Raw genomic sequence first — 17,053 nt, 5'->3', positions numbered from 1 at the left:
AAGCGCTAGTAGCTATAAAAATGATAGTTTTCAAGCCGATGGGACAATGCTGCCCATGACAGCCGCACCCCCCACCCCCATCGACACCCTCACCATCACCCGCCCCGACGACTGGCACCTGCACGTGCGCGACGGCGAGCCGCTGCACACTGTGGTGCCGCACACGGCCGCCCAGTTTGGCCGCGCGATCATCATGCCCAACCTGCGCCCGCCCGTGACCACGGCCGAGCAGGCACTGGCCTACAAACAGCGCATCCTGGCCGCCGTGCCTGCCGGTGTGCAGTTCGAGCCGCTGATGACGCTGTACCTCACCGACAACCTGCCCGCCGACGAGATCGCGCGCGCTAAGGACGCGGGCGTGGTGGCCTGCAAGCTCTATCCCGCTGGCGCCACCACCAACAGCGACGCGGGCGTGACCGACCTGCGCAAGACGTACAAGACGCTCGAAGCCATGCAGAAGGCAGGGATGCTGCTGCTGGTGCACGGCGAGGTGACCAGCAGCGATATCGACCTGTTCGACCGCGAGGCCGTGTTCATCGAGCAGCAGCTGATCCCGCTGCGCCGCGACTTCCCCGAGTTGAAGATCGTCTTCGAGCACATCACCACCAAGGACGCGGCCGACTACGTGGCAGACGCTGACCGCTTCACCGCCGCCACCATCACCGCGCACCACCTGCTGTACAACCGCAACGCCATCTTCATCGGCGGCGTGCGCCCGCACTACTACTGCCTGCCCGTGCTCAAGCGCGAAACGCACCGCGTGGCTTTGGTGCAGGCCGCCACCAGTGGGTCCAACAAGTTTTTCCTGGGTACCGACAGCGCACCACACCCCGCGCACCTCAAGGAACACGCCAGCGGTTGCGCCGGCTGCTACACGGCCCACGCCGCCATCGAGATGTATGCCGAGGCGTTTGACAACGCGGGCGCGCTCAACCAGCTGGAAGGGTTTGCGAGCTTCCACGGCCCCGACTTCTACAACCTGCCGCGCAACACCACCACCGTCACCCTGCGCCGCGAATCGTGGACACCGCCCGACAGTTTTGCGTTTGGCGAGGGCCAGCTCAAGCCCCTGCGTGCGGGTGAAGCCCTGCCGTGGCGGCTGGTGTAAGTCAGCCCTTCGACGCCATCGACTGGAGTGCTCCCTGGCTGGCGCCGTGGCGCAGCCTGGGCCAGCCCGTGGCGCAGCAGGCGCGGGGCGGTCAGTCTGTGCACCAGGCGTTGCAGGCCACCGCGCCGCTGGGCGGGCCTGTAGGCTTCGCGCCGCAAGACGAACTGCCGGACGGCACGGCCTACGAGCAGTACATCTGGGACACCCGCCGTGTCCCCACCCGTGACAACCTGCACGACTTCTTCAACGGCCTGGTCTGGCTGCAGTTTCCGCACACCAAGCGCCGCCTGAACCAGTTGCAGGCCCAGGCCATCGCTGCCGACGGCGTGCAGGCCGTGCGTGGGCCGCTGCGTGATGCGCTCACGGTATTCGATGAAAACGGTGCGCTGTTGCAGGCGCCGGATGCCCTGTGGGATGCGCTCAATGCGCGAGACTGGCAGCGCCTGTTCATCGACCTGCGCCCGCTGTGGGGCCAGGCCCGGCTGGTGCTGTTCGGCCATGCGCTGCTCGAAAAGCTGGTTCTCCCGCGAAAACCGATGGTGGCGCACGTATTCAAAGCGCCAGCAGCTATCGAATCCATAGCGAATGTAGATGTTTGGCTGGCAGGGGCGGTTGAGGCAACTGCATGGGCCACCAAGCCCTTCACGCCGCTTCCCGTGCTGGGCGTACCCGGCTGGTGGCCCGCCAACGAAGCGCCGGGCTTCTATGCCGATGCGCAGGTATTCCGGCCCTTGCGGGCAGCGTCCTTTTCCTAATTCCCGTCAAGGCTTGTGTGATAAGGCCCTGGTCGGGGTTTGCACCTACCATAGCGCGATGAAATCGCGGCCATGGGGGCTGCCCGGGGCTCGCAGTGGCCCCGCAGGCCGGGGGCGGCGCTTGAAGCGCAGCCGCCGGGCCCCATCTGAGCCAGCAAACACTTGTTGTTGTTTACCCCACGGAGAACCCATTCCATGAAGCGGATCCTTTTGTTTGTGATGACCAACCTGGCCGTCGTTGTCGTGCTGGGGGTGGTGGCCAGCCTGCTGGGCGTCAACCGCTACCTCACGGCCAACGGGCTGAACCTGGGCGCGTTGCTGGGCTTCGCGCTCGTCATGGGCTTTGGTGGCGCGATCATCTCGCTGCTTATCAGCAAGCCCATGGCCAAGTGGACCTCGGGCGTGCGCGTGATCGACGGCTCCGGCTCGCCCGACGAGCGCTGGATCGTCGAGACCGTGCGCAAGTTCGCCACCGAAGCCAAGATCGGCATGCCCGAAGTCGGCATCTTCGAGGGTGACCCCAATGCGTTTGCCACGGGCGCGTTCAAGAACTCGGCCCTGGTGGCGGTGTCCACCGGCCTGCTGCAAGGCATGACGCGGGAAGAGGTCGAGGCCGTGATCGGCCATGAGGTGGCCCACATCGCCAACGGCGACATGGTCACCATGACGCTGATCCAGGGCGTGATGAACACCTTCGTCGTGTTCCTGTCGCGTGTCATCGGCTACGCGGTCGACAGCTTCCTGCGCAAGAACGACGAGAGCAGCTCGGGCCCCGGCATCGGCTATTACGCGACCACCATCGTGCTCGACATCCTGCTGGGCTTTGTGGCCGCCATGATCGTCGCCTGGTTCAGCCGCCAGCGCGAGTTCCGTGCCGACGCGGGCGCCGCCCAGCTCATGGGCCGCCGCCAGCCGATGATCAACGCACTGGCCCGCCTGGGCGGCATGCACCCGGCCGAGCTGCCCAAGAGCATGGCCGCCATGGGCATTGCCGGTGGCATTGGCAAGCTGTTCAGCACCCACCCGCCCATCGAAGAGCGCATTGCCGCACTGCAGAACGCACAGCAGCAAGGCTGAGCCTGATCCGTTGGGGGCCCGGGCCCACGGCCCTTTGAGGCCGCTGCAGGGGCTCCTGCAGCGGCCTTTTCATTGGGGGGCGGGACCGGCGGTCTTGTGGGAAGGCTCAAGGGCTTGTAACCTTTTGTCGATAAGCTGGTGGTGACCCGGGCCCGCATGCTGCGCGGCGCGCAGCTGCATCACTGATCATCATTCCCACGAGAGCACTTCATGTCCATTTCCCACGCACGTGTTGCGGTCCGCCTGGCCCTGGCCTTTGGCGTTGTCTGCCTGGTCATGTCGCTTTCGGCCGCCGTCGGTATCTGGCGGCTGGCGGGGTTGCAGGACATCGCCGACGACCTGGGCGGCGCATCGTCCGAACGGGCGCTATTGGCGCGCGAGCTGCACGCCATCGTGGTGCTCAGCTCCGTGCGGGCCGAAACCCTGCTGGAAATCGACAACCCCGCCTACGCTGCGCGCATCGATGCCGACCGCAAGGTCACATCGGCCCGGTCGTCCGAAGTGCGCAAGCGGCTGGACGAACTGGCGGCGGACCCGGAGTCCCAGGCCCTGTTCGATGCCATTGACAAGGCAGGCAATGGTTTTCGCACCGTGCGGGACGACCTCGTCAAACGCCGCAAGGACGGCGAGGCCCTGCCGCCCGACGCCATTGCCACGCGCCTGCGCCCGGCGGCCGACGCCTACGCCGCCTCGGTGAACAAGCTGGCCGATTTCCAGCGCCAGCGCGTCGCCGAGGCCCGCGAGGCCGCCGCCCGCAGCGAGCGCCAGGGCATCACCCTGCTGGCGGCGGGCTCCGTGGTCGGGTTGCTGTTGAGCCTGGCCTGCGCCTGGCTGTTGTCGCGCTCCATCCTGCAGCCGCTGGCCCATGCGTCCGAAGTCACCGACCGCATTGCCGAGGGCGACCTCACCTCACCGGTGCCAGCGCTGCAGGCGGGCAGCCGCGACGAACTGCAGGCCTTGCTGGCGCGCCTTGCTGGCATGCAGGCACGGCTGGCGGAACTGGTGGTGGGCATGCGCCAGGCCAGCACCTCGGTGGCCGGTGCCAGCAGCGAAATCGCGGCGGGCAACGCCGACCTGTCGGCCCGCACCGAACATACGGCCTCCAACCTCGAAGAAATTGCCGCCAGCATGGAGGAACTGCTGGCCACCGTGCGCCACAGCGCCGACGCCGCCGCGCAGGCCAGCACCCTGGCCACCGGTGCCAGTGGCGTGGCCCAGCGCGGGCGTGAGGCCGTGGACCGCGTGGTGGGCACCATGGACGGCATCGCGCTGTCGTCGCGCCGCATTGCCGACATCACCAGCGTGATCGATGGCATTGCCTTCCAGACCAACATCCTTGCGCTGAACGCCGCCGTGGAAGCGGCGCGCGCGGGTGAGCAGGGCCGGGGTTTTGCCGTGGTCGCCAGCGAGGTGCGCAGCCTGGCGCAGCGCTCGGCCACCGCAGCCAAGGAGATTGGGGGCCTCATCAGCGACAGCGTGCGGCAGGTGGACGAAGGCACCAAGCTGGTCCACGCAGCAGGCGGCACCATGGGCGAGATCGTGAACTCGGTGCAGCAGGTGGCCACCATCATTGGCGAGATCAGCACCGCGGCACGCGAGCAGACCACGGGCCTGAGCCAGGTGGGCGAGGCGGTCTCGCAGCTTGACCAGATGACGCAGCAGAACGCCGCACTGGTCGAAGAATCGTCCGCCGCTGCGCAGGGCCTGCGGGTGCAGGCGCAGCAGTTGGCCGAACTGGTGGAGGCGTTCCGGTTGCCCCCGGGGTCCTCGGCAGTGGCGCTGCGCTAGCTGGGTGCTGCCGCCACCACACTGCGCGACGCAATGGCCGTAGGGGCGGTGTGGGCCAGCCCGCTCTGTGCTCAGCGCGCAGCCACATCCACCCGCCAGCGCCTGCGCGGCGCGCGCAGCGCATGGCGCCTGCGGTATTCGGTCGGCGCCATGCCGGTGTAGCGCGCAAAGATGCGCCTGAAAGCCGCCGGGTCGGCATAGCCGCACGCCACGGCAACGCTGGGCACGCTCTCCAGCGTCACTTCCAGCATCACCTTGGCGCGGTGGCATCGCAGGCCGTGCAGGTAATCGAGCGGTGACTGCGACAGCTCCTGCTGAAAGTGCCGCAGCAGCGTGCGGGGGCTCACCGAGGCGGCTTCGGCCAGCCGGGCCAGCGAGTAGGGCTGGTCCAAATGGGCCTCCATCCAGGCAATGGCGCGCGCCAGCGTGCTGTCGCGGGTGGCCGGGATGTGTTGCTGTGCATTGGCCTGCAGGGCCGCGCGGGCGCGCTGGTGGTCGGGTGCCATCACGCTCTCGCAGGCGGCGGCCAGCTCTTCGCCCAGTGCATGCCGCACCAGGGCGACGGCCAGCAGGTTCACGCTCTGCGGCAGCGCGCAGCTGATCCAGGGGCCGTCGTCCGACAGGTCCTGGCCCAGGCTCAGGCCCACCTCCGGAAAGTCCCGCTCAAACCCTGCGATGTAGAACCAGGGCAGGCTGGCCTTGCGCCCGTTCAGCCGTCCGCTTTGCGCCGCCAGCCACGCGCCATTGCCCACGGTGAGCAGCTTTTGCCCGGCATCGAGCGCAATGCCCAACTGCCGCGACAGCGCGCCGTGCCGGCCCGCCACCGTGCGAATGCTCGGAATGTCGGCGGCGTGGATCGATGCAATGAACAGCGCGTGGGCGGGGGCGGTGTCTGCTGCCGAGTCTTCCGCTGGGGTGTAGGCCGCCAGGGGCCCAGGCAAGGGTGGCAGGGGCAGCCCCTGGGCATCCAGCAGCCGCCAGGCCATGCGCGGCGCCGTTGCCCCCATGCGCAAGCCGGCCAGAAGGTTGGCGCCGCGCAGCAGGTCGATGAACTGCAGCGCGTTGCCCACGGCGGACTCGGGCAGCAGCGGAATGTCCACGCGAAAGACCGGGGGCCTGGAATCGCCCGAAGGCGAGGACAAAGATGGCGATGGCATGGCGGTATTGGCTCGTTGGATGGCCATTTTCGCTTGTCACCAAGGCCGTGCCGGCTTTTAGCATGAACGTGCTTTTTGCTCCCTGCCCCGGCCTTGCAAGCTGTCACCCACCCTACGGATCTGCCCCATGCACAAACCCCTTTCCGCCATCGCACTTGCCGCAGGCCTTGCCGCCAGCGGGCTGAGCGCCGTTTCTTCGGCCCACGCCCAGGCGCTGGATGCCGCCGGCCTGCAGGCCATTGATGCGGCCGTGAACGCCGTGGCCCCCAAGATGGTCGGCTGGCGCCGCGACATCCACGCACACCCCGAACTGTCGGGCCAGGAAGTGCGCACCGCCAAGCTGGTGGCCGAGCACTTGAAGAAACTGGGCATGGAAGTGCAGACCAACGTGGGTGGCACCGGCGTGGTGGGCACGCTGCGCGGTGGCCTGCCGGGCAAGGTGGTGGCGCTGCGTGCCGACATGGATGCGCTGCCCGTTCCTGAGAACACCGGCCTGCCCTTCGCGTCGAAGGTGAAGGCCAACTACCTGGGCAAGGAAGTGCCGGTGATGCACGCCTGCGGCCACGATGCCCACGTGGCCATGCTCATGGGCGCGGCCGAGGCGCTGGCCGGCATGAAAGCAAAGTTGCCTGGCACCATCAAGTTCATCTTCCAGCCTGCCGAGGAAGGCGCGCCGGTGGAGCCCGATGCGACCGGCAAGGTGTCCAGCTTTGGCGCCAAAGCCATGGTGGAGGAAGGCGCGATGAAGGACGTGCAGGCCATCTACGGCCTGCACATCACGGCCAACCTGCCTGCGGGCGTGGTGGGCTACCGCAGCGGCCCGCTGATGGCGGGCTCCGACAGCCTGAAGATCCTGATCGAAGGCCGTGGCGGCCACGGTTCATCCCCCTGGAACGCGGTGGACCCCGTGGTGGCCGCGAGCCAGGTGGTGCTGGGTTTGCAGACGGTGGTCAGCCGCCAGCTCAATATCAGCAAGGAGCCGGCCGTCATCACCATCGGCTCCATCCAGGGCGGTACGCGCTACAACATCATTCCCGACAACGTCGAGATGATGGGCACCCTGCGCACCTTTGACGAGGAAATGCGGCAGGAAGCCTTGAAGCGCATCACCACCACGGCCGAGTCCATTGCCCTGTCGAGCGGCGCCAAGGCCAAGGTGGTGTTCGGCCCCGTGGCCTACCCGGTCACCAGCAACCCCGCCGAATTGACGGCAGCCTCGCTGCCAGCACTCAAGCTCGCCATGGGTGGCAAGGCGATGATCATCCCCAAGGTCAGTGGCTCGGAAGACTTCTCGGAATTCCAGAAGGTGGCGCCGGGCTTCTTCTACTTCCTGGGCGCACCGCCCAAGGGTGCGGACTTCAACAAGGCCCCGTCCAACCATTCGCCGCTGTTTGACATCGACGAAGACCAACTGCCCGTGGGGGCCCGCTCGCTGGCGGCGCTGGCCGTGGACTTTTTGCAGCGCAAGTAAGCGATGCCACTGGCCTGCACCGCCGGGAGGCAGGTCAGCCCACTACACCCAGCAGGCTCCGGGCGACGGCCTCGCCCACTTTGATGCCATCCACCCCGGCCGACAGAATCCCGCCCGCGTAGCTCGCCCCTTCACCCGCCGGGTACAGCCCGGCGGTGTTCAGGCTTTGCAGGTTCTCGCCCCGGCCGATCTTCAGTGGGGACGAGGTGCGCGTTTCCACGCCCGTCAGCACCGCGTCGTGCATGTCAAAGCCCTTGATCTTGCGGCCGAACACCGGCAGCGCCTCGCGCAGCGCCTCGATGGCGTAGGCGGGCAGGGCAGCGTGCAGATCACCCAGCGCCACGCCGGGCTTGTACGACGGTTCCACATCGCCGAGCTGCCTGGACGGCGTGCCCTGGATGAAGTCGCCCACCAGCTGGCCCGGCGCGCTGTAGTCACGCCCGCCCAGCACAAAAGCATTCGATTCGAGTTGGCGCTGCAGCACGCTGCCCGACAGCGGGTGAAATTGCCCGACAGCCAGACGCTCCACACCGTAGGTCTGGCCCAGGTGCGTTTCAAACGCTGCGGGGTCGGTGGGGTAGTCGCGCGGGTCGATGCCCACCACCATGCCCGCGTTGGCGTTGCGCTCGTTGCGCGAATACTGGCTCATGCCGTTGGTGACCACACGGTTCGGCTCACTGGTGGCGGCCACCACGGTGCCGCCGGGGCACATGCAAAAGCTGTACACCGCGCGCCCATTGGCCGCGTGGTGCACCAGCTTGTAGTCGGCCGCACCCAGCAGCGGGTGGCCCGCGTGGCGGCCCCAGCGGGCGCGGTCGATCACGCCCTGCGGGTGCTCGATGCGAAAGCCGATGGAGAACGGCTTGGCCTCCATCGCCACGCCGCGCTCGTACAGCATGGCAAAGGTGTCGCGTGAGCTGTGGCCCAGGGCCATCACCACGTGGTCGGCGCGCAGCTCGGCGACCTCGCCCGTGGCCTGGTTCAGCACCTTCAGTCCACGCAGGTGGCGCTGGCCTTGGGCATCGCTCTCCACGATCACATCCGTCACGCGCTGCTCAAAGCGGATCTCGCCGCCCAGCGCAATGATCTGCTCGCGCAAGTTCTCTACCACCTTCACCAGCTTGAAGGTGCCGATGTGCGGGTGGGCGACGTACAGGATTTCTTCTGGGGCGCCCGCCTTCACGAACTCGTTCATCACCTTGCGGCCCAGGTGGCGCGGGTCCTTGATCTGGCTGTAGAGCTTGCCGTCGCTGAAGGTGCCTGCGCCGCCTTCACCAAACTGCACATTGCTTTCGGCATGCAGCTCGCGCTTGCGCCACAGGCCCCAGGTGTCCTTGGTGCGTTCGCGCACGGGCTTGCCGCGCTCCAGCACGATGGGCTTGAAACCCATCTGCGCCAGCACCAGTGCCGCAAAGATGCCGCAGGGGCCAAAGCCCACCACCACGGGGCGGAGGGGCAGGTCGGCAGGCGCCTGGCCCACGGGGTGCCAGGCCATGTCGGGCGTCGGCTGAACGTGCGGGTTGCCCGCGAACTGCGCGAGCAGCGCGGCTTCGCGCGCGGGCTGGACCAGGGTGATGTCCACGATGTACACCGCCAGCAGGTCTACCTTGCGCGCATCAAAGCTGCGCTTGAAGACATGCAGATGGGCGATGTCGGCATCTGCCAGGCCCAGAATGTGGGCGGCAGCGGCGCGCAGGGGCGCCTCGGGGGCTTCGGCCACAGTGAAGGGCAGCCGGATTTCGGAGAGTCGGATCATGTTCTTGCGGGCCCGTGTCGATCGGGCGGGTTGCAATGGCGTGGGGCCGCGATGATACGGGGTGTGTGCTGCGGATGGAATCCCGGGTGGGAAAGTTGCGTGGAGCCGCCTGCCTAAAAACTATCAAATTAATAGCTGGTCGCGATTTATAGATAAGCGCTGGAGGCATATTTGACTCATATTTTTTGGTCTGAAGTGCTTTCAGCGTCCGGGTCTGCCTGCTGGCGCCAACGCAGCTCTGTAACGCCGAACGCTGCGGCCGCCAGCACCAGCGGCCCAAAGTAATACAGCGCCCGGTAGGCCAGCAGCGCCGCCAGCACTTCTTCTTGCCCCAGCGTGTCGGCGGCCAGCAGCGCCACGCCCACGGCCTCCAGCACACCCAGGCCGGCGGGCACGCGCAACACCAGCCCGGCCACGGCCCCCAGGAGCACAGTGGCCAGCGCGGCGGGGTAACTCACCTGGTGTTGCAGCACCGTCCACAGCGCGGCGCCCATCAGCATCCAGTTGGTGGCCGACGCGGCCACCTGCCACAGCGCCACGGGCCAGCGGGGCAGCGGAAACGCGTGACCGCGCAGCGTGAGTGCGCGCCCGCTGCGCAGCGCACACAGCGCCATGTAGGCCACGGGCAGGCTGCCCAGCACCGTCCCGCCCAGGCGCCACTGCCAGGGCTCCACCGCCCAACCCGCCACCGCAGGCGGCTGCCACAGCCAGGCCAGCACACCCGCGAGCAGCAGGTAGCCCACCCAGTTCGTCAGGATGCTGGTGCCCACCACCTGGCTGATGGTGCCCGGGTCCACGCCGCGCCTTGCATACAGCCGGTAGCGCACGCCGACACCGCCAATCAGCGAACCCAGGTTGAGCGTGAACGGGTAGCTGGTCATGGCAATGCCCAGCGTGGTGGCGCGCGGTAGCCGGTGGCCGCTGCAATGGCGGCCCACCCAGTCAAAGCTGCCGTAGGTGAAGTGGCTCAGCAACGCCAGCGCACCGCCCATGGCCAGTGCGGTGCTGGGCAGGTCGCGCAGGGCTTGCAGCACGGCGGGCCAGTCCACCGTGCGCGCTTGCCGAAAGATCAGCCAGGCCACCGTCGCAAAAAAAGCGGCGGCGACCCCCCGGGTGGCCCAGGGCCACCAGGCCTGCCGCGGCCAGTTGCGCCGGCCGTGCTGGCTGGTTTTGCGCCGTGGCGCCTCCATGGCGTCGGTGTCGGCGAGCAGCGTGGGGGTGGCCATGGTGGGGACGCCCGATGTTGTCAGGCGGTTGCGCTGCCGGTGGGTTCTGCGGCCGCAGTGCCCGGGTTGGCCAGCGTGATCGTGGGCTGGTGCTTGGGCAGCCAGCCCGCCCATGCCGGGAACCAGCGCATGAGGTGGAAGACGGCATAGCTGCGCAGCAGACGCAGGCCATTCCACCGGCCGGGTGCGACAGCTTCAATCTGCTTGCAGCTGTTCTCCATCAGGTGCGAGAGACGGCCATACAGGTGGTCGTTGAAGGCACGGTCGCGGATGATCACGTTGGCTTCGAGGTTCAACGACAGGCTCAGCGGGTCGAGATTGCTCGAGCCCACGGTGGACCAGTCGTCGTCCACCAGCGCCACCTTGCCGTGCAGCGGCCGGTCGCAGTATTCATAAATGCGGACACCCGCGCGCAGCAGATGGTCGTAAAGCAGGCCGGCCGCCGTTTTCACGATGGGCATGTCGGGCTGGCCTTGCAGGATCAGCCGCACATCCACACCACGTTTTGCGGCGCGCCGCATCTCGCGGATGAAGCGGTAGCCGGGGAAGAAGTAGGCGTTGGCAATCACCACCCGGTGGCGCGCAGACCGCAGGGCAACGCGGTAGTGGCGCTCTATGTCGCTCTGGTGGTCATGGTTGTCGCGGGTCACAAAAATGGCGTGTGCGGTGCCCGCGTCGGACTGGCTGGGGGCGCTTGCGGCTGGATGGCGCTTGCGCTCATTGCGGTGGAGCACCGCCTCGCGTGTGAAATGCTGCATCTGCGCCACGATGGGCCCGCGCACCTGCACGGCATAGTCCTGCTTGGCCTCGGGGCCAAAGTCCGCCACGTGGTCGGCCGAATAGTTGATGCCGCCGATGAACCCCAGCTCGCCGTCCACCACCACAATCTTGCGGTGCATGCGGCGCAGCATGTTCAGGCGCTGCCCCAGGAAGCGGCGGCCCGGGTCAAAGATGCGAAAGCGCACGCCCGCATCGACCAGGCTGCCCACAAACGTGTCTGGCAGATCGGGCGAGCCAAAGCCATCCACCAGCACGTGCACCTCCACACCGCGCTGGGCTGCGGCCAGCAGGGCCGCGTGCAGTTCCTGCCCGATCTTGTCGTCGAACAGGATGAAGGTCTCCAGCATCACTTCGCGCCGGGCCTTGGTGATGGCGTTGAACACGCGGGGAAAAAAATCCTCGCCGTTTTCCAGCAACTCGAACTGGTTCCCCGGCACCCAGCGGGACGAGCGCGGCAGGCTGAAGGCAGGGCGTTTCATAGCAGGATCTCCGCCGCCAGTGGCGCATGGTCCGAGAGCTTGTCCCAGGGCTTTTTGGGCAGCGCCAGGGGGGAGTGCACGGCGGCGTTGCGCACATAGATGCGGTCCAGTGCCAGCAGCGGCATGGCAGCCGGAAAGGTGCGAACCGGGCGGCCAAAGGCCTGCACAAAAACTTCCTGCAAGCCCGCCTCGCGGTGCAGGATGTCGTGTGCCCGGTTGCGCCAGTCGTTGAAATCACCGGCCAGCACCACGGGCTCGTTGGCCGGAAAGCTGCGCAGCAGATCGCACACATGCATCAGCTGCCGCTGTCGGTGGGATTCCTGCAGGCCCAGGTGCACGCAGACTGCATGCACCGGAAGATGGTGTCCGGGCGGCTGCAGCACGCAATGCAGCATGCCGCGCCGCTCGGGCCCACTGATCGAGATGTCGTGGTTCTCGTAGTGCGTGATCGGAAACTTGGACAGCAGGGCGTTGCCGTGGTCGCCGTTGTCATACACCGCATTGCGGCCGTAGGCGTATTGCGACCAGATGGTGTCGGCCAGGAACTCGTAGTGGGGCACCTGCGGAAAGTTGGCGAACCGGCTGGCGTGCCGGTGGTGGGTGCCCAGCACTTCCTGCAGAAAGACCAGGTCTGCCGCGACGCCCCGCACGGCCTCGCGCAGCTCGTGCAGCATGAAGCGCCGGTTGAAGGTGGTGAAGCCCTTGTGCACGTTCACGGTGAGCACCTTGAACGCAATGGGCTGTGATGGGATGGTGTCCATGGGCAAACAATCGTTGTGGTGCCCTTCGGCGTGGGCGCCGCCAGGGGCGGGCCGAAGGGTGAAACGATTGTTGGGGCCGCAGTGCGCCGCCGCTGTAGGACGGCTGGCCGTGGGTTTGTGCTGCGCTGGCCGAAAAAGGCTTTCGGCGCCTGACCCCGTGTCTTAGAACGTGTTCACCAACGCCGCAGACCGCCCGCCAAGACCGCTGCCCGAAGGGTTGGAGCGAAATCGGGCGATTGGAAGCCCCGGCTGCTTGCATGGGCATGAGCCCATGCGGCGCATCCGAAGCATCCACTCATCCCGATTGCGCTCCAACGTGACCCCTGCGAGATCGTGAACACGTTCTTAGCTGCGTGCCGGGTTCAGGGCTGGCACCAGGGGCTAGCCACCCCAGCACCTTGGAAACTGGCGCCCCCCAGGCCATTGCGCCCGTGGAACTGGCTCTGCCAGGCCACCCGGTGCGTCCCCCTGGGGGCTGAGACGCCGCGGCTCCAAGCCTGCCTGCGCAGGCTTGGACGGCATCGAAGAGACACCGCCTCTGGCGGTGGCACCAAGCGGTTGCGCCTCAGGGGGCAACTTATGCAGGCAGGAACCCCTCCACCGACAGGTAGCGCTCGCCCGTGTCGTAGTTGAAACCCAGCACCTTGGCGCCCGCAGGCAGCTCGGGCAGCTTCTGCGCAATGGCGGCCAGTGTGGCGCCCGACGAAATACCCACCAGGATGCCCTCTTCGCGCGCAGAGCGGCGTGCGTATTCCCGGGCCGGTTCGGCATCGACCTGGATCACGCCGTCGAGCAGGCTGGTGTCGAGGTTCTTGGGGATGAACCCCGCGCCAATGCCCTGGATGGGGTGGGGTGAGGGTGCGCCGCCCGAGATCACCGGCGAGGCCGTGGGCTCCACCGCAAACACCTTGAGCTGGGGGAACTTGGCTTTGAGCACCCGCGCCACGCCCGTGATGTGGCCACCCGTGCCCACCCCCGTGATCAGCACATCAATGCCGTCGGGGAAATCTGCCAGGATCTCCTGCGCCGTGGTGCGCACGTGCACGTCGATGTTGGCCGGGTTCTCGAACTGCTGCGGAATCCACGAGCCGGGCGTCTGGGCCTGCAACTCCTGCGCGCGGGCGATGGCGCCCTTCATGCCTTTTTCGCGCGGGGTCAGGTCGAACTGCGCGCCGTAGGCCAGCATCAGGCGGCGGCGCTCGATGCTCATGCTGTCGGGCATCACGAGGACGAGCTTGTAGCCCTTGACGGCCGCCACCAGCGCCAGGCCGATGCCGGTGTTGCCCGAGGTCGGCTCGATGATCGTGCCGCCGGGCTGGAGCGCGCCCGACTTCTCGGCGTCTTCCACCATCGACAGCGCAATGCGGTCCTTGATCGAGCCGCCGGGGTTGCTGCGCTCGGACTTCACCCACACGTTGGCCGCTGGGCCAAACAGGCGGTTGATGCGCACGTGGGGCGTGTTGCCGATGGTCTGCAGAATGTTGTCAACTTTCATGGCGTCTCCTGTGAGGTGCAAAGAGGGGTGTGACGCGCATTCTGAACCACTTGTTCTGCTGTCTGGGTGATATGGATATGCCGGGGCCTGTGGGTTGCAGGCCGGCCAGCAGGGGCTGCCCCCAGCCCCTGCCTGCGGAACCGGCCTTGGCATTGGTTCGGGCTGCGGGCTACACCGGTGCGATATCGACCCGCATGGCCCCGTCCACCGGCGTGATCTGCACCCGCACCGGCAGGCCCATCGCGATGGTCTGCGCGTTGGTGGCCGTGTGCTGCGTCACCTCGGTGCAGGTGTAGCGCGCGGCCCGCCCGCTGCGCCACACCGCCAGTGCCAGCGGTAGCATCCACTGGTCGGCCAGGTGCGGGCCCAAGGCGCCCGTGCTGCGCTGGTAGGCGCGTAGCTCGTCCACCAGCCGTTTGGCGACCTGCACGGCCGATACACTGCGCTCGCCCAGCTGGCAGAACACCTCGGTGATGTGCTCGTACTCCAGCGTGGCAAGCAGTGCATTGCCCGGGCCTTCGTTCTGGCGCGCAGGGGGCTGGCGCAGTCGGCCGGATTCAAAGGTCCAGCCCATGCGCTGGCCCAGGGCGTCCAGCTCACGCGTGGCGATGTTGCGCGCCAGGCCCGGCACCAGCGCTTCGCCCCAGGCGTCTTGCAGCGGGCCGCGCTCCAGTACATCCACTGGCGTCAACGGCAGCGCTGCAGGCGTGATGTGCGCCAGCACCTCACCACCTCCAGCGGGGTAGAACCCGCGCCGCTGCAGTTGCAGATCCAGCCCCACACCCAGCCGCCGCACCAGCGGCGCAAACGCCCGCTCCAGAAAATCAAACGGCGGCGCCATCGGGTTGTGCGTGCCGCCCGACAGCTGCACGCGGCTTTCGCCTCCCTCCAGTATCAGCGCGGGCAGCACGGTCTGCAGCACCAGCAGGCAGCTGCCCGCCGTGGCGATCTGAAAGCGGTAGTCGCCCGCACGCACCGCGCCAGGCGTGAACACCAGCGTTTGCGAGCCCAGCTCGGCGCCGTCCCCCTGCCCGCGGCACACGGCCACCGCCGCCTGCACGCAGGCCAGGTGCTGGCGCATCAGCCCCGGCTTGGGTCGCCCTGCGCGAATGCGTGTGATGTGCAACGGGCGGCCGGTGACCATCGAGAGGGCCAGGCCGGTGCGCAGGATCTGGCCGCCGCCTTCGCCGGTGGAGCCGTCGAGGGTGAGGGGATGCAGGCTGGTATTCGTCAAGGCGCTGTGCATGGGGGGTCTAGGTGCCTGTGTTTTCGGAAAACATGGCTTGGATTGCGTTGCTTGACGAGGCGAGGCAATGGCAGGCGCCTTCAATCACATGTTCAATGAAATAGTCAGAAGGTCCCGTTTGCATAGACACCTGACCATCCTGTTTGACATCGAAGATATGCCCCAAAGACGCCGGCCCACAGTGGATGAAATCTGAGAGTGTTGAGTATGCAAACAGATAAACCTCTATTTCTTCTGCGCGTGCAGCCCATTCGTGCGGCTTGATCTCTTTGAGGCCCTTCGTCTCTTCCAAGCGGACCGCCTCTTCAGCCTCTTTGGCGAGGCTCTCAGCCAATTCTGGTCCAAGTGCTTCAAGCGCTGCAGAGTTCTTCAGTACCCATCGGCGTGACTTCGCCCGAGAGATGATTTCTTGAGTCATGAAGTCCTCAGGAGTAGCGTTGCCACTACATATGGCCTTTAGCTTGAAGCCTACCTCCAAACATTGGCGGTTCAGAGATGCACTTGCTGCAGCCATCCCGGCTTTGGACAAGATGCCGCAGCTGCGCGCAAGCTCAAGCAATCGCAACACAAGGGCGTGCACGACAACGTGCTGCATGTTCCCCGAGAGGAACGGATGTTCACGAAGAACAGCTTCTAGCCGAACTATCTGCGCGTCCAACTCTGAAAAGTGCGCGACATATTTTGTCTGGATTTCTTGTTCAGTCATGTATCACCCCTTCACGCAGACGACCTGCTTGAGTGTGTAAACCACCTCCACCAGATCCTGCTGCGCCGCCATCACCGCGTCGATGTTCTTGTACGCCATCGGAATCTCGTCGATCACGTCGGCATCCTTGCGACATTCCACGCCTTCAGTCGCGGCAATCTGGTCGGCCACGGTGTACATCTTCTTGGCCTTGGTACGGCTCATCGTTCGGCCCGCGCCGTGGCTGCAGCTGTTGAAGCTCTCGGGGTTGCCTTTTCCGCGCACGATGAAGCTTTTGGCCCCCATGCTTCCCGGGATGATCCCCAGCTTGCCCTGCTCGGCACTCACCGCGCCCTTGCGGGTCACGAAAACGTCTTGCCCGAAGTGCGTTTCGCGCTGCACGTAGTTGTGGTGGCAGTTCACCGCCTCAATGTGCGTCTCGAACGGCTTGGTGATGACTTTTCGCAGCGCGGCAATCACGCGGCCCATCATCACCTCGCGGTTGGCGGCGGCAAATTTCTGCGCCCACCCCACGGCCTTCACGTAGTCACCGAAGTACTGCGCGCCTTCCTCGAAGTACGCCAGGTCCTTGTCGGGCAGGTTGCGCTGGTTCATCTCGGCGTCCTTCTTGGCCAGCTCGATGAAGTGGGTGCCGATGGCGTTCCCCACACCACGCGAGCCCGAGTGCAGCATCACCCACACGGACTGGTGTTCGTCCAGGCAGATCTCGATGAAGTGGTTACCCGTCCCTAGCGTTCCCAGGTGCTTGTAGTTGTTGGTGTTCTTGATGCGCGGGTGCGCTTCGCAAATTTCCTCGAACTCATCCACCAGACCTGCCCAGGCGCGGTCGGTTTCGGAGGGCGGCGTATCCCAGCTTCCCTTATCGCGGCCAAAGCGCTTGGGCGTCATCCCCACTGGCACCGCGCGCTCGATGGCGGCGCGCACGCCGGACAGGTTGTCGGGCAGGTCGCTGGCAGTGAGCGTGGTCTTGCACGCCATCATTCCGCACCCCAGGTCCACGCCCACCGCAGCGGGGATGATGGCCTTGAGCGTCGGCACGACCGAGCCGATGGTGGCACCGATTCCCAGGTGCACGTCGGGCATCACCGCCACGTGCTTGAACACGATGGGCAGGCGCGCGATGTTGCGCAGCTGGTTCCTGGCTTCTTCTTCTACGGGCACGCCGTTCGTCCACATCTTCACGGGCACGCCGTTGGGTACTTCATATTGTTCGTAGTTGTTCATATTTTTTTTGTTCTGTCGTTCATC

General features: G+C 66.4%; 14 protein-coding genes. 5 read left to right on the top strand and 9 right to left on the bottom strand.

Annotation, left to right across the window (positions count from 1 at the left end; all coding sequences use genetic code 11):
* Positions 1-55 precede the first annotated feature (55 nt).
* The 4 genes from pyrC to ASE39_RS16955 all read left to right on the top strand — a co-directional run bounded on the left by pyrC (position 56) and on the right by ASE39_RS16955 (position 4,728).
* Positions 56-1,108, top strand: a complete 1,053-nt coding sequence (gene pyrC / locus ASE39_RS16970) for a dihydroorotase (protein ID WP_057229671.1) — start codon at positions 56-58, stop codon at positions 1,106-1,108.
* The gene (locus ASE39_RS16965) at positions 1,093-1,863 is read left to right on the top strand and encodes a DUF3025 domain-containing protein (RefSeq protein WP_057229137.1); all 771 of its coding nucleotides are present in this window, start codon (positions 1,093-1,095) and stop codon (positions 1,861-1,863) included. The genes pyrC and ASE39_RS16965 overlap by 16 nt, the downstream gene beginning before the upstream one ends.
* A gap of 195 nt (positions 1,864-2,058) precedes the next feature.
* A complete protein-coding gene (htpX, locus tag ASE39_RS16960) occupies positions 2,059-2,940 on the top strand; it encodes a protease HtpX (RefSeq protein WP_057229135.1) in 882 nt (293 codons plus the stop codon).
* Positions 2,941-3,150: 210 nt separating this feature from the next.
* Entirely contained in the window at positions 3,151-4,728 is a 1,578-nt protein-coding gene (locus ASE39_RS16955; RefSeq protein WP_057229133.1) for a methyl-accepting chemotaxis protein, read from the top strand.
* 71 nt (positions 4,729-4,799) lie between these two features.
* Here the strand turns inward: ASE39_RS16955 and ASE39_RS16950 are convergent, their stop codons facing one another.
* Positions 4,800-5,885, bottom strand: coding sequence for a helix-turn-helix domain-containing protein (locus ASE39_RS16950; protein ID WP_057229670.1), 1,086 nt, complete (start codon positions 5,883-5,885; stop codon positions 4,800-4,802).
* 127 nt (positions 5,886-6,012) lie between these two features.
* Between ASE39_RS16950 and ASE39_RS16945 the strand changes: the two genes are divergently transcribed.
* Positions 6,013-7,356: an amidohydrolase gene (locus ASE39_RS16945; RefSeq protein ID WP_057229131.1), complete on the top strand. Its 1,344-nt coding sequence runs from the start codon at positions 6,013-6,015 to the stop codon at positions 7,354-7,356.
* Between the two features lie 34 nt (positions 7,357-7,390).
* On the opposite strand, the gene ASE39_RS16940 is transcribed toward ASE39_RS16945, so the two are convergent.
* The 8 genes from ASE39_RS16940 to ASE39_RS16905 form a co-directional block, all read right to left on the bottom strand.
* Complete coding sequence (locus tag ASE39_RS16940; RefSeq protein ID WP_057229129.1) at positions 7,391-9,112, bottom strand: NAD(P)/FAD-dependent oxidoreductase; 1,722 nt, start codon at positions 9,110-9,112, stop codon at positions 7,391-7,393.
* Between the two features lie 176 nt (positions 9,113-9,288).
* Entirely contained in the window at positions 9,289-10,338 is a 1,050-nt protein-coding gene (locus tag ASE39_RS16935; protein WP_057271918.1) for a lysylphosphatidylglycerol synthase domain-containing protein, read from the bottom strand.
* A gap of 20 nt (positions 10,339-10,358) precedes the next feature.
* Positions 10,359-11,597: a cardiolipin synthase ClsB gene (gene clsB, locus ASE39_RS16930; RefSeq protein WP_057271917.1), complete on the bottom strand. Its 1,239-nt coding sequence runs from the start codon at positions 11,595-11,597 to the stop codon at positions 10,359-10,361.
* Entirely contained in the window at positions 11,594-12,358 is a 765-nt protein-coding gene (locus tag ASE39_RS16925; protein ID WP_057271916.1) for an endonuclease/exonuclease/phosphatase family protein, read from the bottom strand. Before ASE39_RS16925 ends, clsB begins: the two co-directional genes overlap by 4 nt.
* A gap of 577 nt (positions 12,359-12,935) precedes the next feature.
* Entirely contained in the window at positions 12,936-13,853 is a 918-nt protein-coding gene (gene cysK, locus ASE39_RS16920; protein ID WP_010462416.1) for a cysteine synthase A, read from the bottom strand.
* 169 nt (positions 13,854-14,022) lie between these two features.
* Positions 14,023-15,099 carry an RNA 3'-terminal phosphate cyclase gene (gene rtcA / locus ASE39_RS16915; protein WP_057271915.1) on the bottom strand — a complete coding sequence of 359 codons (1,077 nt, stop codon included), beginning with the start codon at positions 15,097-15,099 and terminating at the stop codon, positions 14,023-14,025.
* Positions 15,100-15,106: 7 nt separating this feature from the next.
* Positions 15,107-15,805 carry a DUF5677 domain-containing protein gene (locus ASE39_RS16910; RefSeq protein ID WP_140426817.1) on the bottom strand — a complete coding sequence of 233 codons (699 nt, stop codon included), beginning with the start codon at positions 15,803-15,805 and terminating at the stop codon, positions 15,107-15,109.
* A 3-nt stretch (positions 15,806-15,808) separates the two neighbouring features.
* Positions 15,809-17,029, bottom strand: a complete 1,221-nt coding sequence (locus ASE39_RS16905) for an RtcB family protein (RefSeq protein WP_057272112.1) — start codon at positions 17,027-17,029, stop codon at positions 15,809-15,811.
* Positions 17,030-17,053 lie beyond the last annotated feature (24 nt).

Origin of the sequence: Acidovorax sp. Root267 (assembly GCF_001429215.1) — a bacterium.
Lineage (GTDB): Bacteria > Pseudomonadota > Gammaproteobacteria > Burkholderiales > Burkholderiaceae_C > Acidovorax > Acidovorax radicis.
Note: the sequence above shows the minus strand (reverse complement) of the source record. Positions and strands in the feature narration are given on the sequence as shown.